At 61.5% G+C, this 23,006-nt stretch carries 20 protein-coding genes; 11 read left to right on the top strand and 9 right to left on the bottom strand.

Going from position 1 to position 23,006, the window contains the following annotated elements:
* Window positions 1-5: 5 nt before the first annotated feature.
* Window positions 6-893, top strand: coding sequence for a DMT family transporter (locus O2N64_RS07280; protein WP_271076958.1), 888 nt, complete (start codon window positions 6-8; stop codon window positions 891-893).
* Here O2N64_RS07280 and O2N64_RS07285 read toward each other — a convergent pair.
* The 4 genes from O2N64_RS07285 to O2N64_RS07300 all read right to left on the bottom strand — a co-directional run bounded on the left by O2N64_RS07285 (window position 868) and on the right by O2N64_RS07300 (window position 4,390).
* Entirely contained in the window at window positions 868-2,208 is a 1,341-nt protein-coding gene (locus tag O2N64_RS07285) for a DUF2254 domain-containing protein (protein ID WP_271076959.1), read from the bottom strand. The genes O2N64_RS07280 and O2N64_RS07285 overlap by 26 nt on opposite strands.
* 48 nt (window positions 2,209-2,256) lie before the next feature.
* Window positions 2,257-2,559: a hypothetical protein gene (locus tag O2N64_RS07290; protein WP_271076960.1), complete on the bottom strand. Its 303-nt coding sequence runs from the start codon at window positions 2,557-2,559 to the stop codon at window positions 2,257-2,259.
* The gene (gene nadA, locus O2N64_RS07295) at window positions 2,559-3,545 is read right to left on the bottom strand and encodes a quinolinate synthase NadA (protein WP_271076961.1); all 987 of its coding nucleotides are present in this window, start codon (window positions 3,543-3,545) and stop codon (window positions 2,559-2,561) included. Before nadA ends, O2N64_RS07290 begins: the two co-directional genes overlap by 1 nt.
* Window positions 3,546-3,616: 71 nt before the next feature.
* Complete coding sequence (locus O2N64_RS07300; RefSeq protein ID WP_271076962.1) at window positions 3,617-4,390, bottom strand: hypothetical protein; 774 nt, start codon at window positions 4,388-4,390, stop codon at window positions 3,617-3,619.
* A gap of 204 nt (window positions 4,391-4,594) precedes the next feature.
* Between O2N64_RS07300 and O2N64_RS07305 the strand changes: the two genes are divergently transcribed.
* From O2N64_RS07305 to O2N64_RS07320, 4 genes are all read left to right on the top strand, one after another.
* A complete protein-coding gene (locus O2N64_RS07305; RefSeq protein ID WP_271076963.1) occupies window positions 4,595-6,298 on the top strand; it encodes a BCCT family transporter in 1,704 nt (567 codons plus the stop codon).
* Window positions 6,299-6,662: 364 nt separating this feature from the next.
* On the top strand, window positions 6,663-9,347 hold the full coding sequence (locus O2N64_RS07310; RefSeq protein ID WP_271076964.1) for a TonB-dependent receptor: 2,685 nt from the start codon (window positions 6,663-6,665) through the stop codon (window positions 9,345-9,347).
* 82 nt (window positions 9,348-9,429) lie between these two features.
* Window positions 9,430-11,382, top strand: a complete 1,953-nt coding sequence (locus O2N64_RS07315) for a tetratricopeptide repeat-containing sulfotransferase family protein (protein WP_271076965.1) — start codon at window positions 9,430-9,432, stop codon at window positions 11,380-11,382.
* Window positions 11,383-11,414: 32 nt separating this feature from the next.
* Complete coding sequence (locus tag O2N64_RS07320) at window positions 11,415-12,629, top strand: MFS transporter (RefSeq protein WP_271076966.1); 1,215 nt, start codon at window positions 11,415-11,417, stop codon at window positions 12,627-12,629.
* 6 nt (window positions 12,630-12,635) lie between these two features.
* On the opposite strand, the gene O2N64_RS07325 is transcribed toward O2N64_RS07320, so the two are convergent.
* Window positions 12,636-13,322, bottom strand: coding sequence for a DUF4230 domain-containing protein (locus O2N64_RS07325; protein WP_271076967.1), 687 nt, complete (start codon window positions 13,320-13,322; stop codon window positions 12,636-12,638).
* Window positions 13,286-14,185, bottom strand: a complete 900-nt coding sequence (locus tag O2N64_RS07330; protein ID WP_271076968.1) for an MBL fold metallo-hydrolase — start codon at window positions 14,183-14,185, stop codon at window positions 13,286-13,288. Before O2N64_RS07330 ends, O2N64_RS07325 begins: the two co-directional genes overlap by 37 nt.
* Window positions 14,186-14,219: 34 nt before the next feature.
* Here O2N64_RS07330 and glpK point away from each other — a divergent pair, with 34 nt between their 5' ends.
* Window positions 14,220-15,695: a glycerol kinase GlpK gene (gene glpK / locus O2N64_RS07335; RefSeq protein WP_271076969.1), complete on the top strand. Its 1,476-nt coding sequence runs from the start codon at window positions 14,220-14,222 to the stop codon at window positions 15,693-15,695.
* A 10-nt stretch (window positions 15,696-15,705) separates the two neighbouring features.
* On the opposite strand, the gene O2N64_RS07340 is transcribed toward glpK, so the two are convergent.
* Entirely contained in the window at window positions 15,706-16,173 is a 468-nt protein-coding gene (locus tag O2N64_RS07340) for a DUF1465 family protein (protein ID WP_271076970.1), read from the bottom strand.
* Window positions 16,174-16,288: 115 nt separating this feature from the next.
* Window positions 16,289-16,486, bottom strand: coding sequence for a YdcH family protein (locus tag O2N64_RS07345; protein WP_271076971.1), 198 nt, complete (start codon window positions 16,484-16,486; stop codon window positions 16,289-16,291).
* 276 nt (window positions 16,487-16,762) lie between these two features.
* Here O2N64_RS07345 and O2N64_RS14420 point away from each other — a divergent pair, with 276 nt between their 5' ends.
* The 5 genes from O2N64_RS14420 (at window position 16,763) to tilS (ending at window position 22,169) form a co-directional block, all read left to right on the top strand.
* Window positions 16,763-16,849, top strand: a complete 87-nt coding sequence (locus O2N64_RS14420; RefSeq protein WP_442866750.1) for a DUF465 domain-containing protein — start codon at window positions 16,763-16,765, stop codon at window positions 16,847-16,849.
* A 79-nt stretch (window positions 16,850-16,928) separates the two neighbouring features.
* Window positions 16,929-19,199: a phosphoenolpyruvate--protein phosphotransferase gene (ptsP, locus tag O2N64_RS07355; protein WP_271076973.1), complete on the top strand. Its 2,271-nt coding sequence runs from the start codon at window positions 16,929-16,931 to the stop codon at window positions 19,197-19,199.
* A gap of 98 nt (window positions 19,200-19,297) precedes the next feature.
* Entirely contained in the window at window positions 19,298-20,143 is an 846-nt protein-coding gene (locus O2N64_RS07360) for a helix-turn-helix domain-containing protein (protein ID WP_271076974.1), read from the top strand.
* 120 nt (window positions 20,144-20,263) lie between these two features.
* Window positions 20,264-21,211: a tetratricopeptide repeat protein gene (locus O2N64_RS07365; RefSeq protein ID WP_271076975.1), complete on the top strand. Its 948-nt coding sequence runs from the start codon at window positions 20,264-20,266 to the stop codon at window positions 21,209-21,211.
* Window positions 21,189-22,169, top strand: a complete 981-nt coding sequence (gene tilS / locus O2N64_RS07370; RefSeq protein WP_271076976.1) for a tRNA lysidine(34) synthetase TilS — start codon at window positions 21,189-21,191, stop codon at window positions 22,167-22,169. The genes O2N64_RS07365 and tilS overlap by 23 nt, the downstream gene beginning before the upstream one ends.
* Window positions 22,170-22,172: 3 nt before the next feature.
* On the opposite strand, the gene O2N64_RS07375 is transcribed toward tilS, so the two are convergent.
* Window positions 22,173-22,967, bottom strand: coding sequence for a L,D-transpeptidase family protein (locus O2N64_RS07375; protein ID WP_271076977.1), 795 nt, complete (start codon window positions 22,965-22,967; stop codon window positions 22,173-22,175).
* Window positions 22,968-23,006: the final 39 nt, after the last annotated feature.

The following is a 23,006-nucleotide window of genomic DNA, read 5'->3' on the forward strand; positions in this document are numbered from 1 at the left end:
GGCCTGTGGAGCAAGCACAGGGCCAATTTCGCGAACGGCTGCTGCCGTTCGCCGCGCTGATCGGCGGCAATGTCGCGCTGGCGCTGGGGCCATGGCTGGTGCGGCTGGCCGATAGCGGCGCTGTGTCCGCAGGTTTCTGGCGGGTGGCGCTGGCGCTGCCGTTCCTGGCGCTGATGGCGCGGGCGAATGGCCAGCGTATGACAGGCATGAGCCGCAAGATGGTGCTGGCCGTGCTGCTCGGCGGTGTGTTCTTCGGTTTCGATATTGCCAGCTGGCACGTGGGCATCGGCGACACGCGGCTCGCCAATGCGGTGCTGTTCGGCAATTCGGGGAGCATCATCCTCATGCTGTGGGCCTTTGTTGCGCTGCGGCGCTTGCCGAACGGCCGCGAATGGCCCGCCATCATCGCGGCACTCGCGGGCGCTGCGATCCTGCTCGGTCGCTCGCTGGAGATTTCGCAGGCCAATCTGGTGGGCGACCTCTTCTGCCTGCTCGCCGGCCTGCTCTATGCCGGCTATCTGCTCATCCTCCACGATGCGCGGAAGGAACTTGGCAGCTGGAGCCTGCTCACCCTTTCGGGCCTGGCCAGCGCCCCGGTCCTGCTTGGCACGGCATTGATGCTGGGCGAGCCTGTGTGGCCGACCAACTGGACACCGCTCATCGTGCTCGCCTTTTCCAGCCAGCTCGTGGGGCAGGGGCTCCTTGTCTACGCGCTGCGGCATTTCCCGCCATTGGTAATCGGCATTGCGCTGCTCACCCAGCCGGCGGTTGCGGCGGTGGTGGGCTGGTTCGTCTTCGATGAAGTGCTGGTGCCGCTCGATTTTATCGGCATTGCGCTGGTGGGCAGCGCCTTGGCACTCGCGAAAGCTACGACACCGCGCGTACGGGCTTAGGCCTATCCAGCTTCGTGCTGAACTCACGATAGCGCACTTCGACCTCTTTCAGATCGGGTCCCTTCAGCGAGTGCTCTGCCTGCTTCATTAGCAGGTCACCTTCCAGACGCAGGACGGCTCTGCGGCCTTCGTGCTTGATCGGCACGGCAGCGTTTTCCAGCGTTTCCAGCATCACTTTTGCCGCTGCGGGATTGGTCGCAACCGCGCTGCGGATCGAGCCAAATCCGCGATCGGCATAATGCTGGAAATCGTCAGCGGCGGGAATGATGCGGCATTCCTTGCCTTCCGAACCGCACACATCCTTGTGCAGATCGCGCCGTCCGACTTCCGCAGTCGCCGCTCCCAGCCAATGCAGGGCGGTGATGGCGGTGAAGGGATCGTTGATACCGGGCGAAAGCGCGCGCAGGCCGATTTCCACCAGTTCGTCTATCAGGAATTGCGGGTCCTGTTCGGGAGTGCGCGTCGGGCCGAGCGAGAAACACTCGCGTACGCGCTCCTCTATGTCTTCCGGTTTGCAGTCCTTCACTTCCATCAGCGTCAATTCGCGGTGCACGAAATCGCCAGTGCGCACTTTGAGGGAGAAGGTGCCGCCGCATTCCTCGGCGATCGCTTCCAGATCTTCGAAATCGATCATCTGGATATAGCCGGTTTCCCAGGACGTCACCGGCTCACCGCCTTCGGGTTCGCGCGCTTCGCCCAGATCGTCTTCAATCGGATAGGTCTCGCGTATCGCGCCGAGCAGGCGTGATCCGATCCCCTCCAGCACCTTGTTGATGCGGATTGATGAGGGGATGTGGTTGAGGAAAAACACCAGCACGCCAACGCAGATCGCCAGCAAAATGTACGCCCCCAGCAGGGAGAGTTGCGGGGTAAAGCCGGGGAGTGCCGTCATCGCGTCGCCGCCGGCTACCGGCGTCTCATCTTCCGCGCGCACCGAACGCAGCACGATAAGGGCGTAAACGAAGCTGGCGATGAAAGTCGCGAGGCTCAGCTGATTGCCGCGATCTTCCATGAAATTGGTCAGCAGGCGCGGGCCGTAATTGCCGCTGGCATAGGCGACGGCTGCGATTGTGATCGAGAAAACGGTAGCCGCCGTGCCGATCATGCTGCCCGCCATGACAGTGAGCATGTCCGCCGCGCCCTTGGGCCGCGCGGGGGCGAGCCATTCGACGTTGTTCAGCCACTGCGCCGCACCACTGCGATCCAGATAGATCATCAGGAAGGCAAGCGCCGCAGCGATCAGCGAGAACAGTGCCGGATAGAACCAGTAATTCGCGTTCAGCCGCGCCCAGAGAAATTTGATTTCAGCGGTCATGTCTGTGGTCTAACTATCCAAGGGCGGGTTGGTTGCGCCAAAATGCGCCTACTGTTCGTCCATACCGTCGATGCCGAACCAAGTCGCTCCAGATACTCCTTCTTCTTTTGAGAAGCTGAGCAACTCGTCTGTGGAGTCGATCAGCAGCTCAATCCCGTCAATTTTGTCATGAAGCTGCGTGAACTCGCGAAGAAGCCATTCCCGAGTGTGATGTAGTGCGAGCGCGTTGGCAGTGCCTGAGTCTGGGGCCTCCACCCGAGCGGTAGTGAAGAAGCCACAAAACTGGTGGTTGCCTTCAATCATATCTCCCGGCAGGCGTTTGCCTTCAACCACTACAGCAAAGAGCGGCATCAAACCCGCCCTAGATCACCCTTGCCGATGGTCCCCGCAGCCATTTCGAGCATCTTGTCGAGGCTCGCCTTGGCTTTGAGGCGCAGGTCTTCTTCGATCTCGATGCGCGGTTCGAGATCGCGCAGGCAGAGGTAGAGCTTTTCCATCGTGTTGAGCGCCATGTAGGGGCAGATGTTGCAATTGCAGTTGCCGTCCGCACCCGGCGCGCCGAGGAAGGTTTTCTCGGGCAGCGCCTTTTCCATCTGGTGGATGATGTGCGGCTCTGTCGCGACGATCAGCGTGTCGCCTTCGAATGTCTTGGCGAATTGCAGGATCGAACTGGTCGAGCCGACGTGATCCGCGTGGTCGATGATGTGCGGCGGACATTCGGGATGCGCGGCGATCGGCGCTTCGGGGTGCTGAGCTTTCAGCTTCATCAGCTCCTTCTCGCTGAATGCCTCATGCACGATGCACACGCCCGGCCACAGCAGCATGTCGCGATCGAACTTGCGGTTGAGATAGCCGCCAAGGTGGCGATCCGGACCGAAGATGATCGGCTGGTCTTCCGGGATTTGCGAAAGGATCGTCTCCGCGCTGGAGCTGGTCACGATCACGTCCGAAAGGGCTTTCACCTCGGTAGAGCAGTTGATGTAGGTGAGCGCGATGTGATCGGGATGCTTTTCGCGGAAGGCGCGGAACTTGTCCGGCGGGCAGCTGTCTTCGAGGCTGCAACCTGCGTCCATATCCGGCAGCACCACGATCTTTTCCGGGCTGAGGATCTTGGCGGTATCGGCCATGAACTTGACACCGCAGAAAGCGATCACATCGGCATCGGTCTCCGCCGCTTTCTTCGACAGCTCCAGCGAGTCTCCGACGAAATCGGCAAGGTCCTGCAATTCAGGCTTCTGGTAGTAATGCGCAAGGATTACCGCATTGCGCTCTTTTCGCAGGCGGTCGATCTCTTCGCGCAGGTCAATTCCTGTGGGGATGGAGGTCTGGTCGTTCATGTCGTGATCCCGTCAAATGGCATTTGCGTGCTCTTATAGAGGGAATGAACAGACTGGCGAGGGGGTTCCGCCTACATGGTGAAACCGGGCGGCAGGAAGGCGTCCATAGGCCTCTCCGCACCCGGAGTTCCCGCGATGACCCAGTCCGTGATGGCATAGCCGAGCGGCGAGTAGGCAAGCAGCATCGAAAGCACGAACACCGCAGCATAAACGCCCGTGCCCCATATATAGGCGGGATGCACGCGACCATCGCGGCGCTTGTCCGCAATCATGCCGATGATCGGAAACAGGAAGGTCACGCAGACGGTGATCGTCCATGAATAGGGGATCATCAGTGGCAACGGCAGCAGCCGCCCGAGGCCCGGCCCGGTCAGGATCGCCATCGCGACAAGCATCAGCCGCCGATGCCAGCCATTGTAGCGGCGGCGCGAGAGAGACCACATGGCGAGCCCTGCAAAACACCATAGTGTTGCCAGATTGCTGATCAGGAATTCGCTGACATTGAAGAAGAATGGCCCGCCCGTGCGGCGCGCCACCACCACCATCACCGCGCTGCCTGCGATGACCATTGCCGGAACAAGGAAATAGGCCAGCTTGCCGAGCGACCGGTGGAGGCCAATTGCGCCTGCCGACATGGTCATATGCTGGGCGAGATACAGACCGATCCAGCTCATGAATATCACGGCATGGACATGGTACGCGGCAGGAACGTCGAAACTCGACCGCCCCATGGCCAGATTGAGTGAAAATCCCGCGATGATGATCACGGACATGATCCACGCCATGATGGTGTAGAACCGTGTCGTACCCACCGGCGCAGCAGCCGTTTGCGCTTGCGTTGCCACTGCCAATCCCCCCTTTAGCTTTGGTAGCCCAACAGGAAGAATTGCCGCTGCCATCGCTGTCGGTCAAGGGGGCTGGGGATTAGGGCGGCATTTGCATTGCTGGGCCAACTCCCTATGCTCCGCAGCGATCTTCCCGTTGACCTGGCCGCGACGCGCAATTCTGCGCCCGGCGCAGCGTCGATTTGCAACACAGAAAGTCATCGCGTGACACAGCAGGCGCCTGCCGGCGAAACGAAAGATTTTCCAATTGATCCGCCATTGGTGGACCTGCCGATCGATACGCATGATCGCGGTTTTTACGATGGCTTCAGCCGGGAGGTGACGATCCCTGCTAAGATCATCGTCTCCCTGCTGATCATGTGGGCGATCTTCTTCCCTGTGTCGGCGACTGAAACACTCTCGGCCGCAAATTCCAGCATTATCGCCAATTTCTCCGGCTGGTACGTTTATTTGGTCGCGACGGTGATGGCGGTGGCCCTGCTGCTCGCGGTGCTGCCACTAACCGGTAAACTGCGCATCGGGGCTCCGGGCGAGAAGCCGGAATTCGGGCGGTTCAGCTGGTTCGCCATGCTGTTCGGCGCAGGCATCGGCATCGGCATGCTGACCTATTCTACCGGCGAGCCGCTGGCGCACTGGTCCAACAATCCGGACATCATTCGCGGCCAGATCGAGCCGCTGACACAGGAAGCGATCCGGCCTGCCTATATCTATACTTTCCTGCATTGGGGCTTCGCCGCCTGGGGTACCTATGGGCTTGTGGGCCTCGCGATCGGCTATGTGGCGTATCGGCGGGGTCTCCCGCTCACGATCCGCTCCGCACTCGCGCCGTTGTTTGGCCGGGTGATGTCGGGCGCGGCGGGGCATGTCGTCGATATCGTAGCCGTGGTCGCCACCATCTTGGGCGTGGCTGTCACCATGGGGCTCGGGGTCGAGCAGTTTATTGCCGGCCTCTACCGCCTCGGCGTGGGCGAGTGGCTGGTCGATGCCGAGGGGTCATCGACGCCAGCGGCCATCATCGCTGCACTCGTCCTGCTTGTCGGCGCATCGACGATCAGCGCGCTTTCGGGCGTGGGGCGCGGGATCAAATGGCTGTCCAATCTCAACATGGGCCTGTCCTTCGCTCTGCTCGCACTCTTCGCAATTGTCGGATCGGGCATGCTCGGACTGGAACTGCTGACCATCGGGGTGTTCGACTACCTCCGCACGCTGCCGCAAATGGCGCTGACACTGTTCAGCTCCGACGGAAGCGAGACGGGCGACGCGCTGGTGCAGTGGCAGCTCGACTGGTCGGTGTTCTACTGGGCGTGGTGGATCGCCTTTGCGCCTTTTGTCGGCATGTTTATCGCCCGCATTTCGCGCGGCCGCACCGTACGCGAATATGTGCTGGGCGTGCTGCTCGTTCCGTCCATGATGTGTTTCGTATGGATGGCGCTGGTTGGCGGCACGGCGATCGATCTTGAGCTGAGCGGCGCTGCCGACGGAGCCATCCTCGGCGCGAATATCTCGGACCAGCTGTTCGCGACACTCGCCATCCTGCTCGATCCCGCTGTCGCCTCGGTGGTCTCCGGCCTCGTGGTCATCCTGCTGATGACTTATCTCATCACCAGCGCAGACAGCGCGATCCTGATCGTGAACACGATCAATGGCGCGGGCGAGAACGAGGGCCAGCATCGCAACCATATCCTGTTCTGGGGCGCTGCACTGGCCTTCGTGGTCGGCTCCATGCTGATCATCGGCGGCATCGATGCGATCCGCATCACCATGATTATTGGCGCGCTGCCATTCTCTTTCGTGGTCGCGCTGATGGCAATCGCCATTGCCAAGGCGATCATCTTCGACATTCGCCGCAAGCGCTACGGCGTTCCGACTACGGCTGAGGCCTGTGAGGAGTGGCTGGAAGGCAAGTAATTGGGAAGAACCAGCCAAGTGTAAGATTCTTGCTACACGAAGCGATAAATCGATAGTTTGTCATTTCGGCACTGAATTCGTGCTTTTCCGCAAGACAAAATCTGAAAACACAGTCAAAGAGCTTTAATAAATATCGCAAGATACGATGTTGTATGGCTGTATTTCGCCATGACTTTGAGTGTAACGTGATGGCAACATCTGCCTGCGGAGTCCGTGATACGGACTTTAGCCGGTTGGAATGCGGTCGTTGACTCCGCTATTAATCCGCCATCCAAAAATGCAATTTATCTCGCGTGCCGATTTTCGGACGGTTTTCGATTATTCTCGGCGCGCATTTCTCAACAAACAGGCGGAAACCCATAACATGTTGAAATTCTCGACCGGTGCATCAGTAGGTGCACTCGCGATCGCCATGGCCACTCCCGCACTTGCGCAGGATGCCGGCGAACAGGAAACACAGGCACGCCAGGGCGGCGTCGGCACGATCGTCGTTACGGCACAGCGCCGTGAGGAAGATCTGCAGGACGTTCCGGTTTCGGTACAGGCGCTCGATTCCGAAGGCCTTCAGGAACTGAACATCTCCACCTTCGACGACTACCTCGACCAGCTTACCAGCGTAACCGCTGGCGGCAGTGGCCCGGGCCAGTCGACGATCTATATCCGCGGTCTCGCTTCGACGACACCGAACCTGACGACTGCCGGTGTGGCGGGCCTCGCCCCCAATGTTTCGCTCTATCTTGACGAGCAGCCGCTGGCGCAGCCGGGACGTAACCTTGACGTTTACGCAGCCGACCTTTCGCGCATCGAAGTACTGTCGGGTCCGCAGGGCACGCTGTTCGGCGCCAGCTCACAGGCCGGTGTTGTCCGCCTCATCACCAACAAGCCGGATCTTTCGGGCTTCGATGCAGCGGCTTCGGCTGGGGTGTCTTTCACCGAAGGCGGTGAGACGAGCTACAACGCGCAATTCATGCTCAACGTGCCGGTGACGAGCTCGATCGCGCTGCGCGGTGTCGTCTATCTCGACGACCAGGGCGGCTATATCGACAATGTGCAGGGTACGCGTGACCTGACCGAAAGCGCGCGCTTCCGCCCCGAGGGCACTGTCCGCTCGAACGGTGTTCCGGTGAGCAGCCTTCGCGCTGGCTTCCAGTCGGCAGATGATCCGACGACACCGTTCAATGAGAACCCGGTCAACAATCCGAACGTTAACTTCCTTACAGCGGACAACAGCCGCCTTGTCGAAGAGAACTTCAACGATACGCAATATGCCGGTTTCCGCGCCACGGCGCTTTGGGAAATCACCCCCGACTGGACGCTGACCGTGGCTCACAGCCGCCAGAGCGTGGAATCGGACGGTGTGTTCTTCGCCGATCCGGAACTGCCGGGCGGCCTTGATGAACTGAGCATCCAGCGCTTCGAAGACGATACGCTGGAAGACGACTTCTCGAACACCAGCTGGACGGTCGAAGGCCGCCTCGCGATGCTCGATATCGTCTACACCGGTGCCTACACCGATCGCGAGACCAACCAGCGGGTCGACTACACCGATTACCTGTTCGTGGGTCAGTACCTGCCTTACTACATCTGTGATGGCGGCGTGACCTATCCGGGTGCTGGCGGTCCGTCGGGCACATGTCAGGAACCCAACCTCTACGTCAGCTCGGTCAGCGACACGACCGTGTTCACGCAAGAACTGCGTTTCAGCACGCCGGAAGACTGGCGCATCCGCTTCCAGGGCGGTGCCTTCTATTCGGATCTCGAACTGCAGGAACGCAACGACTTTGCCTATCCGGGCAATGTCGATGCGGCGCCGTTCGGCCCGTTCAAGCCCAACTTCCCGCAGGAAGGCTTCACCACCGATCCGGGTCCGTTCCCGGCCGACACGATCTTCCGTAACGATATTCGTCGCACGGATGAGCAGCTCGGCTTCTTCGGCGAAGTCAGCTTCGACGTTGTGCCGGACCTGATCACCACCACTTTCGGTGCCCGCTATTACGATATCGAAGTCGATTTCGAAGGCAGCGCGAACGGCTCATTCTGCAACAGCTTCAGCGCCGAAGACCAGAACGCTTTCGGTACCGACATCAACGACCTGTACGATGGTGATGGCGTCTACACCTTCATCGGTTCGTGTAACCCGGACCTGCGCCAGACGTTCGATCTGAATGACAGCCTGCAGGACATCCAGGATGCCGGCCTCAGCGCTACGCAGGCGCAGCAGGTGTTCAACGCAGTGCGTGCACCCGATGTGGCCGCAGCCGATGGCTTCATCTTCAAGGGTACGATCAACGTTACCCCGACACCGGACACGCTCATCTACGCGACCTATTCGGAAGGCTTCCGTCCGGGTCTGCTGAACCGTCCGGGCGGCGCGACCAATGGCGCGGGCTTTACCGTTCCGTTCGAGCTCGAAACCGACGAAGTGCAGAACTATGAAATCGGCTGGAAGCTCGATCTTGTCGACGGCCAGCTGCGTTTCAACGGCAGTGCCTTCTACGTCGATATCAGCCGTCTGCAGACGACGATCTTCGATCCGAGCATCACCAATCTGTTCTTCTCGGACAATGCGGCCAATGCAGAGATCTACGGTCTGGAAGCAGACTTCACGATCGCGCCTTACGCGGTTCCGGGCCTGACGGTGGCGGGTGCCTTCTCGATCCTCGATACCGAGATCACCGAAGTGCTGACCCCGACCGATGACGTGAATGTCGGCGATGACCTCGCCTTCGCTCCGTCATTCCAGGGCAACATCCGCGCGCGCTACGAATGGGACCTTTCCAGCGATCTGGAAGCCTTCGTGATGCCGCAGGTCAGCTATTCGGCATCGAAGTTCACCGACATCATCGACATCAACCGTCTGGAGCTGGCGAGCTACACCATCGTCGATTTCTCGGCCGGTGTCGCAATGGACCAGTGGCGCTTCGAACTGTTCGGCGAAAACCTGACGGACGAGCGTGCCGAAATCTCCGGCAACTACGTCAACGATCGCCCGCGCATCACGGTCAACCGTCCGCGCACGGTCGGCCTGCGGGTATCCTACCAGTACTGATCATCCTGCGATTGCAGTGACACACAAGGCGGGGGCGAGCTTTCGGGTTCGCCCCCGCTCTCGTCTTTGTTAGGGGGACGCCATGAGCGATAGAGACCAGCAGATTGCCGACGCGCAAAAGGCTTTGCAGGCGGGCGATTTCGCTGGTGGTCTCGCGCAGGCTGAGGCCGTGCTGGCAGGGGCGCCGGACGATGCCGATGCGCTCTATATGGCCGCAGTCGCGCACCGCTATCTCGGCCAACCCTCGGAAGCGCAGGAGGCTCTCGCCAAGCTTCACGCGGCGATGCCAGAATACGGCCGTGCGTGGCAGGAGGCGGGTCACCTGGCGCGAACGCAAGGCCGCGCTTCGGAAGCGATAGAAGCCTTTACCCGCGCCACCCGCTTTAATCCCGCGCTGGAGGCAAGCTGGCGCGCGCTTTCGGAATTGCAGGGCGGGGCGGAAGCCGCGGCCGCGAAGGCGCAGGCAGACCGGATCAAGGCGCTGCCGGCCGAGCTTTTCGCCGCCACCAACCACCTTGCCGAAGGGCGGTTGTTGAAAGCCGAGGAATTCTGCCGTCACTACTTGCGAAGCAATCCCAAGAGCGCGGAGGGTATGCGGCTGCTCGCCCAGATCGGCATCAAGCTGGGCATTCTCGACGATGCCGAGTTCTTGCTCGAAAGTGCGCGCGTATTTGAGCCCGACAATGTGCAGATCCGCCTAGACTATATCGATGCGTTGCGGCGCCGCCAGAAATTCGCCCGCGCGCTGGAAGAGGCCGAAGCGCTCTACCAGACCCAGCCCAACAATCCGCTCTTCCAGTCACACCTCGCCATCGAAAGCATGCAGACCGGCGACTATGATCGCGCCTTCCAATTGTTCGACGCTGTGTTGGAGAAGCTGCCCGCCGATCCAGCCACGCTGACCAGCCGCGGCCACGCGCTGAAAACGACGGGGCGCACTGAAGAAGCGGTCGAAAGCTACCGCGCAGCCTTTGCTGCCAAGCCCGACCATGGCGATGCGTGGTATGCGCTCGCGAACCTGAAGACCTACAGTTTCACCGATGAAGAAATCGCGGCGATGGAAGCGCATGTCGCGGGCGATACGCTCGCCTTCATGGACCGGGTGCATATGACCTTTGCGCTGGGCAAGGCGCATGAGGATCGTAAAGACTACGAAGCGAGTTTTCGCTATTACGAGCAGGGCAATGCGCTCAAACGCGCGCAAACCCGCTACAGCGCGGACCAGATGAGCGAAGAGCTCGCCAAGCAGCGCGAGACTTGCACGCCAGAACTGTTCGCCAAGCATGAGGGCAATGGCGACCCGTCACCCGATCCGATCTTCATCCTCGGCCTGCCGCGCGCGGGCTCGACCCTGCTCGAACAGATCCTTGCCAGCCACAGCCAGGTCGATGGCACGATGGAATTGCCCGACATTCTCGCGCTCGCCCATCGGCTGCGCGGTCGGAAAGCGGGCCAGTCGCGCTATCCTGAAATTCTCCACGACCTGAAGCCCGAACAACTCGCAGCTTTCGGCAAGCAATTCATCGAAAATACCCGCATTCACCGGCAGGGCGCGCCGTTCTTCATCGACAAAATGCCGAACAATTTTCGCCATATCGGGTTGATCCACCTGATCCTGCCCAATGCGAAAATCATCGATGCCCGCCGCGCGCCGATGGATTGCTGTTTCTCCGGCTTCAAGCAGCTCTTCGCCGAAGGGCAGGAGTTCACATACGGCCTCACCGAAGTCGGCCGCTATTACAGCGACTATGTCGATCTGATGGACCACTGGGACAAGGTATTGCCCGGCCGCGTTCTACGGGTGCAGCATGAGGACGTGCTCGACGATCCCGAGGGCCAGATCCGCCGGATGCTCGATTATTGTGGGCTCGACTTCGAAGAAGCCTGCCTCAATTTCCACCAGACCGATCGCGCGGTGAAAACCGCCAGCAGCGAGCAGGTGCGCCAGCCGATCAACCGCAAGGGGCAGGGCGCATGGGTACCATTCGATCCGTGGCTGGGCGACTTGAGAGAGGCGCTGGGCGACAATCTCTAGCGTAACCTTCCGACCATAGCTAAGGGGCGAAAATGGTCGGCTCGCTCCTCTCCGTTCGCACAATGCTGCTGGCGATTTTCGTCCTGATGGCGGGCAGCGGCTTCCTGTCGACGCTTATCGCGATCCGGCTGGAAGAGGCAGGCGCCGGCGATTTCGTCATCGGCCTCGTCGGCACCAGCTATTTCGGCGGGCTGACGCTGGGTGCATTTACCGTCGCGCGCGTGATCGAACGGGTCGGCCACATCCGCGCCTTTGCCGCTTTCGTTTCCATCTTCTCCGCCAGCAGCCTGACCTATGCGGTGATCGATTTGCCCGCGACGTGGACCGTGCTGCGCTTTATCGACGGCTTCATGATGAGCGGCGTTTTCGTCTGCCTCGAAAGCTGGCTCAACCGCGTGGCACGGCCAGACAATCGCAGCGCGATCCTCGCCTCTTACATGATCGCGCTCTACGCGGGGCAAGCCATCGGGCAGTTCCTGCTGAACCTGCAGGACAACGCACCCGCGCTGCCGTTCATGTTATCGGCAATCCTGCTGTCGCTCTCGGTTCTGCCGGTCGTGCTCACACGGATCGACCAACCGGTGCTCGAAGAGGTCGCACCATTTACGCTGAAACGCCTCTACAACGCTTCGCCATTGGGGATCGTCGGCACGCTGGCGACCGGAATGATGCTCGGCGCGTTCTACGCCCTGGGTGCGGTGTTCGTGCAGCGCGTGGGACTGCCGCTCTCGCAGATCGCGCTGTTCACCTCCTGCGTGATCGCGGGCGGTGTGGTCCTGCAATATCCGCTCGGCATGCTGTCGGACAGGTTTGACCGGCGGCGCGTGATTATCGCAGCGATGCTGGCAGCGGCGGGCCTTTGCGCGGCGCTTGCCTTCACAAGCGAGCCGGCGCTGATCTTTATCGTCGGCGCAGCATTCGGCGGGTTCGCCTTTGCGCTTTACCCGCTCTGCGTGGCGCATTCGAACGACCATCTGGACGAAAGCGAGCGCGTGGGCGCAAGCAGTGGCCTAGTGCTCGTCTATTCTTTCGGCGCGATGCTGGGGCCGCAGTTCGGCTCGGCCTCGATGAGCTGGTTTGGCCCTGCCGGCCTGTTCGGCGCGATCGGTGTGGTTGCTCTGGTAGGAGCTGTCTTCGGCATCTGGCGAATGATCGTCAGCCCGCCGGTTGCCGAGGACGATCAGCAGGATTTCCAGATTCTGCCGCGCACCACGCCTATGGCGTCGGTGTTACAGGACGATAGCTAGCCCGCGCTATTCATCGGCGAAGCGGACGCGCACATCGACATCGCCGAAGCCGGCAACTTCCAGCGGAATGGCCAAATTCTGCCGCACCGCTTCACGCGCGGCGCTGCGTGCAAGGCCCATGATCTCCGCATTGCTGGCAAATTCGCGCGCGCGCCGTTCGGCGATCTGCGAGTTGGAGCGACTAAGCGAGGCGGACGCATCACGGCTCACCCAAGCGCCATCGGTGAAGAAGCGCGCCTGACCCTCGTTTAGATTCGGGGTGGAGACCGTGATCTCGGGCAATTCGACTTCGAGCACTTGCGTGTTCTCGTCCCAGCCGAAGTCGCTTGTGTCCATGCCCGACAAATCGAGACGGTATTCGACCGTCGCCGGAACGATCATTGCCTGCCGCGATTCAAGCAGATCGATATCGAGCGGGCCGATGCTTGGCGTGGACGTGCTCTCGGCTACCACATCGAACCGGCTGGAAAACACAGTGAGCGAATTCTGCCTCTCGAATGCGAGCATCGAGGTGGCAACGATGTCGCCTTCATCCTGCGGGCCCCACTTTTCCCAGGCGAGCCAGGCCAGTGCAACCGCCATCAGGGCGACGACGATCCACGGCGCGATGCCGGTCGAACGATCGGCCACCTCGTTACTGGGCTTCGGTTCGGCAATCAGGCTGCCGGTGCGGGATTTGGTTTCGCTTTCCATAGATTCTGAGAACGGTTGACGAGGCCACGCTGTTCCAGATGAATAAGATGAGCCCAGACGCTCATCTGCGCGGCGGGCCAGAGGCGTTTATCGACGCCTGCATACATGCGCGCGACCAGATCCTCGATCGGCTGTGCAGCCTCGTGCAGCAGTTTCAAAATTTGCCCCTCGCGCGCCTTGCGGTGGCCGATATTGCCGCGCACCAATTGCTTTGGCTTCTCGACCGCCGGGCCATGCGCGGGGTAGTAAATGCGATCATCGCGCTCATAGAGTTTGTGCAGGCTCGCCATGTAATCGCCCATGTCGCCATCGGGCGGAACGATGACGCTGGTGGACCAGCCCATGACATGATCGCCGGTGAAGACCGCGCCCGTTTCCTCCAGCGCAAAGCACAAATGGTTGGAGATATGGCCGGGGGTGAAAAGCGCGGTGAGCGTCCAGCCGGTGCCGGTCATCGCCTCACCATCTTCCAGCACGCGATCGGGCTCGTATTCCTGATCATAGGCGGCCTCGACACCGCCACCGCCTTCCATCCGCAACGGCGCGCAGCCCACGATGGGCGCGCCCGTCCGCTCGGCCAGCGGCATGGCGGCGGGCGAATGATCGCGGTGGGTGTGGGTGCACATTATCGCGCGGATCGGACGGCCATCTACGGCGCGGATCAGGGCATCGAGATGCTCTTCATCGGCAGGCCCGGGATCGATCACCGCCAAGTCTTCGGTCCCCACCAGATAGGTTTGCGTGCCGGTATAGGTGAAGGCCGAAGCATTGGGCGCGAGCACCCGCGCAACCAGTGGTTCAAGCTGTTCGAGGTCGCCGGTGGGCCAGGTGCTGGGATCATGGGCTTGCGGAGTATTTGCCATCCTGCGCATATGGCGGGGAGGAGAGAGAAAGCCAATGATCGATCAGTCGATACTCGTTCTGGATGAAGGCACGACGAGCACCCGCGCCATGCTGTTCGCGCAGAACGGCAGCCAGCGCGGCGTGGCGCAGGCGGAGCTGACCCAGCACTATCCGCGCAGCGGCTGGGTGGAGCATGATGCGGCCGAAATCTGGGACAAGACGCTCGCCTGTGCGCGCGACATGGTCGAGCAGGCGGGCGGACCGGACCGGATCGCCGCCATCGGCATTACCAACCAGCGTGAGACCGTGGTCGCATGGGACAAGGCGACGGGCGAACCGCTCCACCGCGCTATCGTCTGGCAGGACCGCCGAACCGCCGATTTCTGCGCGCAGCTGAAAGATGCCGGGAATGAGGAAATGGTGCGGGCTAAAACCGGCCTGCTGCTCGATCCCTATTTCTCCGGCACCAAGATGCGCTGGCTTCTCGATAACGCGCCTGATGTGGCGAAAGCGGCAAAGGGCGGACGGCTGGCGCTGGGCACGGTCGAAAGCTGGCTGGTGTGGAAACTGACGCGCGGCAATTCGCATATTACCGATGCCAGCAATGCCAGCCGCACCATGCTGATGGCGCTCGATGGCGAGGGCTGGGATGATGAGCTGTGCGATCTGCTCGGCGTTTCGCAATCCGCGCTCCCGGCGATCGTGGATTGCGCGGGCGAGCTTGCAACCACCCATGCCGATCTGTTTGGCGCGCCGATCCCGATCTGCGGCATGGCGGGAGACCAGCAATCCGCCACCATCGGGCAGGGCTGCCTCTCGCCGGGCGATACCAAGGCGACCTATGGCACCGGCGCTTTCGTGCTCGGCAATACGGGAACGCAGGTCCCGCGATCGCAGCATCGCATGCTCGGCACGGTGCTCTATCAGCTCGGCGGAGAGCGGCACTACGCGATTGAAGGCGCGGTCTTTGTCGCAGGCAGCCTGATCAAATATCTGCGCGATACGCTGGGCCTGATCGGCAGCGCTGCGGAGACCGAGGAGCTTGCTCGGTCGATCCCCGACAATGGCGGAGTCGTGATCGTGCCTGCGCTATCCGGCCTTGGCGCACCGCACTGGCGGCCAGAGGCGCGCGGCATTATTTCCGGCCTCGGTTTCGACACCGGCCGCGCGCAGATCGCCCGCGCCGCTCTCGAAGCGATGGCGCATCAGACCTACGATTTGGCGAGCGCCTTTGCTGCCGATGGCGCAGAATGGAAAAGCCTGAAGATCGATGGCGGAATGGCCGCCAACGAGTGGATGGCGCAGGATATCGCCGACCTGCTCGCTATCGAAGTGGTCCGGCCCGATTTCGTCGAGACGACCGCGCTGGGCGCAGCCATGCTGGCGGCGGTGGGTGCAGGGCTGCACGCTTCGCTGGAGGACGCCGCTGCGGCGATGATCGGCGCTGCCAAAACCTTTACGCCGGGAATGGATCAAGACGTTCGCGAGGCTCGCCTGAAGGAATGGGAGCAAGCGCTTTCGAAGGTTTGAGCGAAGCCGCTTAGCTTACAGCAAAAGCCTGGCCGATCCGCTCGCGCAGGCGATGCACCGCTTCGGGCTGCATCGCATAATGCCTGCGCCATGCTGCATCCAGCCGCTCGATCCGCGCATACAGCGCCTTGCTGCGATCAATAATGCTACGGGTGTAGAGGTCCATCATCGCCAGGTGGCGCGCGTCGCTTTCGGGCTGCGGCGGCGGCAGGCGGCCATGGCGGCGCAGCTGGAACTCGGTCATCTCGCCGGCGAAATAGGCGCGGTGGTTCAGCAGCCAGGCGATGGCGTGCATGATCCGCGTGGTGGTGCGCAGTCCCTCGCAAGACAGCGCGATGCGGAACTGCGTTTCCTCATCATCGAAGGGCGCGCGGGCTTCCTGCGTGTCAAACAGCGCGCGCGCTTCCTCGGCCAGCTGAAGAGCATCTTCATACAGCGTCTCGACAATCGCCGGGCTTATGGTTGCAGGGTCTCCCATATGCGTACTTTGGCTAGCGGCTCCATGTCCTGTCTGCCAGTCGGAACATGGTTAACGTGCACAAGGAATTTCCCCTGTCCCAGCAAGACACGGATTGACCGCGAGGAAAAAGCGCTCAGGCGATGATGTCGGGGGTCAGATAGTCTTCGAGGATCGCGATCTGGTCGCGCAGCGCGAGCTTGCGCTTCTTCAGCCGCGCGACCTGCAATTGATCGGGCCCGCCATTGGCCAGCAAGGCACCGATGGCGATATCCAGATCGCGGTGCTCCACTTTCAGCGCGGCGAGGCGTTTGCGCATCTCGTCTTCAGTCATGCGAGCAAACGATCCATTGCCGGGCTTTCCACTAATTACAAAATCGACCCGATTATCGGCGAGTCAGGGCGATTCATCGCCGCGCGAATTGAAGAATTAAATTGATTATGGTTTGATGACAATTGCGGCGCTCGTCGCACTGGCGAGTCGCTGCATTTGTGCAACGACAGGCTGCACGCGCAGCCGCAACCGCCAGGAGATGCGCATATGGATTCTTCGCACGTCAACGCCCTCAACGCAAAGCATGAAGGCCTCGACCGTCGACTTCGGGAAGAAATGAACCGACCCGCTCCCGATGCAGCGAAAATTCAGGCGCTCAAGAAGCAGAAACTCCGCATCAAGGAAGAAATCGCCTTTCATTAAGACCGGTGATGCAAATTCTTGGGTTGCCTGGAGCAGCGGTATAATTTGCAAAACATTTTACGTGCTATAGGCGGTAGCTATGTCAGCTGCCGCCTCCGCACGAACGATCCTTACCAACCTCCATGAAATCATGGCGTCGCGCACGCATGCGCAGGCCAAGCTCAATCAGGTGGTGGAGACGATCGGCGAATCGCTCGATAGCGAGGTGTGCTCGATCTACCTGCTGCGCGACGGCATGCTGGAGCTGTTTGCGACGCGCGGGCTGAACCAGGCCGCGGTCCACGTCACCCGGCTGGCGGTGGGTGAAGGGCTGACGGGCACCATTGCCCAGAACATCGAAACGCTGAACCTCGATGAGGCCGCGACCCATCCCGAATTCCAATATCGCCCCGAAACGGGCGAGGAGAAATTCCACTCTTTCGCCGGCGTACCGATCGTACGGCGCGAGCGCGCCATCGGCGTTGTCAATGTGCAGCATATCGAACCGCGCAAATACGAAGAAGTAGAAATCGAGGCGCTGCAGACCGTCGCCATGGTGCTGGCAGAGCTCATCAACAATGCGGGCCTCGTCGACGATGTCGACCTTGAGGCAGGCACGCAAAAGCTCACCGGGCAGGAGACTGCCGAGGGGCTGAAACTGGTCAAAGGCCTCGCGCTGGGTGAAGCGGTTTTCCACCAGCCGCGCGTGCAGATCGAACAAACCGTTGCCGAAGATACCGAGGCAGAGCGCCAGCGCGTCTACCTCGCCTTCGACAAGATGCGCGAACAGATCGACAATATGGCGAACCAGGCTGAATTCGGCGTGGGCGGGGAGCATGAACAGGTTCTCGAGACCTACAAGATGTTCGCCTATGACGAAGGCTGGAGCCGCCGGATCAATGAAGCGATCGATTCAGGCCTCACCGCCGAAGCCGCGATCGAACGCGTGCAGCAACGCACGCGCATGCGCATGCGCGAGATTTCCGACCCGCTGCTGCAGGACCGGATGCATGATCTGGAAGACCTCGCCAATCGCCTGATCCGCATCGTGTCCGGCCAGCTTGGCACGGCAGCGCAAAAGGGCCTGTCCAAGGACAGTATCCTCGTTGCCAAAAACCTAGGCCCTGCAGAACTGCTGGAATACGACAAGCGCCGTTTGAAAGGCGTGGTGCTGGAGGAAGGCTCGCTCACCGCGCATGTGGTGATCGTGGCGCGCGCCATGGGCGTGCCCGTGGTCGGCCGAATCCGCAATCTGCGCGGGCTCGTGCGCGAAGGCGATACGGTGCTGGTCGATGGGGACAAGGGCTCGGTGACTCTGCGCCCGGGCCAGGGCGTGCTTTCCGCCTTTGAAACCCGCTTTGCCCGCAAGCGTGAAAAGCAGGCCGCCTACGCCAAGCTGCGTGATGTCGAGCCCTTCACCCGCGATGGCGAACGCATCGAGGTGATGATGAATGCGGGCCTGCGCGATGACATGAGCATGCTCGCCGTCACCGGAGCGGATGGCATCGGCCTTTATCGCACCGAATTCCAGTTCCTTGTGTCCGCAGCGCTTCCCCAGCGTGAGCGACAGGCGCGGCTTTACCGCGATGTGCTCGACGCGGCGAAAGGCAAGAAGGTCGTCTTCCGCACGGTCGATATCGGCGGCGATAAATCTCTGCCGTACATCCAGAACGATAATGCGAAGGAAGATGAGAACCCGGCCATGGGCTGGCGCGCCCTGCGCCTTGCGCTGGAACGCGAAGGCCTGATGAAAGTGCAGGCGCGCGCTCTGCTGGAAGGATGCGCGGGCAGGGAGCTCAACGTGATGTTCCCGATGGTGTCCGAGCCATGGGAATTCGACGCCGCGAAAGAGGTGTTCGAAAGCCAGCTCGCCTATCTGAAGAAGCGCAAGCATCAACTGCCCAGCGCGATCAATTACGGCGTCATGCTGGAAGTTCCCTCGCTGGCAGAGCAACTGGATCTGCTATTGCCCAAACTCAAATTCATCTCCATCGGCACCAATGATCTGACGCAGTTCCTGTTTGCTGCCGACCGCGCCAACCCGATGTTGGCGGAACGTTACGACTGGCTCAGCCCGTCGATCCTGCGCTTCCTCGCCCGCGTGGTGCAGACCTGCGTCGGCCAGCCGGTCGACCTGGGCGTGTGCGGTGAAATGGGCGGCAGGCGGCTGGAGGCACTGGCGCTAATCGGCCTTGGTATCCGGCGCCTATCGATCACCCCGGCTGCGGTCGGCCAGATCAAGGAGCTGGTGCGCAAGGTCGATACCAAGGAAATCGGCGATGCCATGCGCGGCTGGCTCGCATCCCCGCCGCCCGATATGCGCGCGGCCCTGACGGAATGGGCGGAAGCGCGGGAAATCGAGGTCGATTAGGCGAATTGTGCAACGCAGCGCTTGACTCTGCGGGGCCTAACATAGTTTCTGCGCGCAAAGGGTTAGCAAAGACCCAGCACCCCCCAGCTGGAGCGGCAATGTCCGACGAAGAAAACTTGGAAAATGAAAACGCTGCTGCTGCGGCAGCTGATGGCGTGGGCCCGCAATTGCGCGCTGCACGCGAAGCAAAAGGCCTGTCGATCGAGCAGGTCGCCGCCGAAACGCGAATTTCCAGCCGCCATATCGAAAACATCGAAGCGGGCGATTTCAGCGAATTGCCTGGTCGCACCTATGCGATCGGATTTGCCAAGACGATCGCCAAGACCGTGGGCCTCGATCAGGGCGATGTTGCGGCGATGGTCGGTGCTGAAATGCAGGACGATGCTCCGCGCGAGCGCAATGGTTCTGGCAATACATTCGAGCCGGGCGATCCTTCGCGCGCGCCCGGCGGGAAGCTGGTTTGGTTCTCGCTTTTCGCAGTCGTCCTGCTGCTGGTCGGCATTTTCTTCGCTTCACGCGCGCTTTTCGCTCCGGCGGCAGAATTGCCTGCCCTGACCGAGGAAGAAGAGGTCGAGCCTGAAGGTGCGAATACCACAGCGGACGCAGCGCCCGGTGCTGCTGACGCCGATGCGCCTTCGGCAGGCGATCCGGTTGTTTTTACCGCTGAAGGCGAGGTGTGGGTGCGCTTCTATGACGCGCAAAGCCGCGTGCTGAGTGAACAGACGCTCAGCGAAGGAGACAGCTACACGATTCCCGCCGATGCTGACGGACCGCGCATCATAACCGGTCGCCCCGATCTGCTCGCCATCACCATTGGCGGGCGAAGCGTGCCCAAGCTCTCGACTGAGATCGAAACGCTGGAAGATGTCGAGGTATCGGCAGGCGCGCTGCTCTCGCGGCAGGCAACGGCACCATCGGATAGTGAAACAGGCTCGGTGAACTGACTGCTATTTACGGGGAATAAGGCTTCGTCCCGGGTTTCTCGGGCGCGTTAATCCTCTATCTTGGCTGGGCGTGGCACTGTGCCACCCGAACGCGTGACATTTCAGGAGGTATTCGCGGCGATGAAGTGGATTTCTGCACCCAAGGCAGCAACCAACGCCATTCTGGGCTCGCTCTCGGTTGCGCTGATCTTCGTGGCGACGCCTGCCTCTGCGCAGGTCGACAGCCGGCTCGACCGGATCGAGCGACAGCTGAGCGCCCTGCAACGCGCGGTGTTTCCTGGCGGCGACGACCGCTTCTTCGAGCCCGAAATCACGCCAGAGGCGAACACGCAGGGGCAAGTCACCACGCAGCCGCAGGCCACTACCAGTGCGCTGACCGATGTGCTGGTACGCCTCGATGCGATCGAGCAGCAGCTCGCGCGGCTGACCGCAGCGACCGAAGTCAATGAGAACGCGCTCGTCGCGCTCGAAACGCGCATCGCCGCGATAGAAGGCGGAACGCTGGCCGCCGCACCTGCGACCGGAACATCGAGCGCTCCGGCAGCCGAACGCCCCAGCGGTGTGATCCCCGTTCCGGAGGAAACCGCCGAAGTCGATCTCCCCGAACCTCCTGCGCAGACCGCGCCATCGCCCGAGCGCGTGGCGGCGGTGCAGGCTATCGCCAAGCCAGCGACCGGCGATCAGGGCGATGATGAATATACCTATGGCTTCCGCCTGTGGGATGCCGGCTTCTATCCCGAAGCGCAGCAGCAATTGGCGCTGTTCGTCGCGCAATATCCCGATCACTGGCGCACGACCTATGGCCGCAACCTGCTTGGCCGCGCTTTCCTCGACGCCGGCGATCCGCGCGCAGCGGCAACGCATTTCTTCGAGAACTATCAGTCGGATAGCGCCGCCGCCCGCGCGCCGGACAGCCTGCTCTATCTCGCCGAAAGCATGATCGCGCTGGAAGACACGCGTCGCGCCTGCATCGCGCTCGCGGAATTCGGCGACACCTATCCCGCGCTCGCCGTGGGACGCCTTTCCGGCATGTATGAAGGCTTGAGTGGTCGCGTCGACTGCGATTGATCCGGAGCTTGTGGCGCGGTTCAAAGCCGCGCTCGACCGGCTGAATCCCGATGGCGGGAAAATCGGCCTCGCGGTTAGCGGCGGACCAGACTCCATGGCGATGCTGCTGCTGGCTCAGGAAGCGATCCCCGGCCAGTTCGAAGTCGCAACAGTCGACCACGGTCTGCGCTCCGAAGCAACGGACGAATGCGCGCTGGTGGTGGCTGCCTGCAAAGAGCGCGGCGTGCCGTGCGAGGTGCTCACCGTGCAAGTAGGTGAGGGCAATGTGCAGGCCAATGCTAGGGGGAAACGGTATCGCGCTCTTGACGATTGGGCGGTGGATCGCTCGCTTTCCGTTTACGCCACGGCCCACCATGCCGACGATCAAGCCGAAACGCTTCTAATGCGCCTCAATCGCGGCAGCGGGGTCAGCGGCTTGGCTGGCGTGCGCGAGTGGGTGCATTTTTTCACGATGGATGTCCCCGTCATGCGGCCGCTGCTGACTTTCCGCAAGGCGGAGCTGGCTCAGATCGCGAGCGTTTCCGGCGTGCCTTTCTGCTCCGATCCCAGCAATGAGGATGAGTCCTTCGACAGGGTGCGTATCCGCCATGCCCTGCGCGATGCAGACTGGCTCGATCCCATTGCGCTCGCTCGCAGCGCAAGCCGCCTAGCAGAAGCGGAAGAGACGCTGGAAGCCGTGACGAACGATGCCATGGCGAAGCTCGTGACAAGGGAAGGCGAAATCGTCCGCTGCACCGCGCCGATGGATCGTGAAATCGGGTTCCGTCTGGTCGGCAGGATTATCAAGGGATTCGGGAAGGAAGCGCGCGGGCAGCAGATCGCAGACCTGCTGGACCGACTGGAAAATTGCCGCGGCGGCAATGTGGCGGGAGTCATGGCGACGGTCGAAGGTCGATGGGGAGGGTCGAACCGTCCCACCTGGATCTTTAGCCCCGAACCACCTCGGCGGACAGGCTAAGCCCTACCGCTCCCGGTAATCCAGCGAGCCGCCAACACCCGTCATCACGCCATCGGTGATGATCACAACATCGCCCAGCTCGGCGATGTCGAACAGGCGGCTGGCGAATTCGTCGGGCACGCCGATGCAGCCGTGGCTGGCGTAGCCGAGCTCCACGGTCGATCCGCCATGGACCGCGATGCCATCCCATGTCAGGCGCAGGGTCCAGGGCATGGGAGCGTTATTGTATTTCTCGGAGACGTTGTGGCGTTCCTTGGTCAGGATCGGGAATACGCCTGTGGGTGTGGGATGGTCCTCGGTGCCGAGCAGGGCGGCAGCAGCGCCGATTTCATAGCCATCGCGGAACACGCTGATCACGCGCGCCTGTAAGTCGACGGTCATCACCAGCGGGCCATCGGGAACGCCTTCATCGTCCCAATACCATTCGCCGTAGCGGATCGGGCCTTCGATCGGCAGCACGCGCTTAATGACGAAGGGATTGTCCGGATCGTAATCCGGCGTTTCCTGTACGACTTCGCGGCTGAGATAGGCGATCTCTTCCTCGCTCAGCGGGTCATTGCCGTAATATTGGTCATCCGCATGGGCGAGCACTTCGGCTTCGCTCACGTCCTCATCGGAGACGACAGCGTCGCCTTCCACCAGCACGTCTTCCGGGGTGAGCCAGCCGCTGGTGTGATCCTGCGCTTCGAGTGAATTGCCGGCAAACACCGCGCTGGCGACAAGCGCCACCACGCCGAGGCTGAGGCCAAGAATCCATTTCACGCCGCTATCCATGCGTGGCCGTATACGCGCAAACACGCGCAACTCCTACTGTCTCGCAGCGCGCGTCCCGCTTCG

Source organism: Aurantiacibacter sp. MUD61 (genome assembly GCF_027912455.1).
In the GTDB taxonomy this organism is placed as follows: domain Bacteria; phylum Pseudomonadota; class Alphaproteobacteria; order Sphingomonadales; family Sphingomonadaceae; genus Alteraurantiacibacter.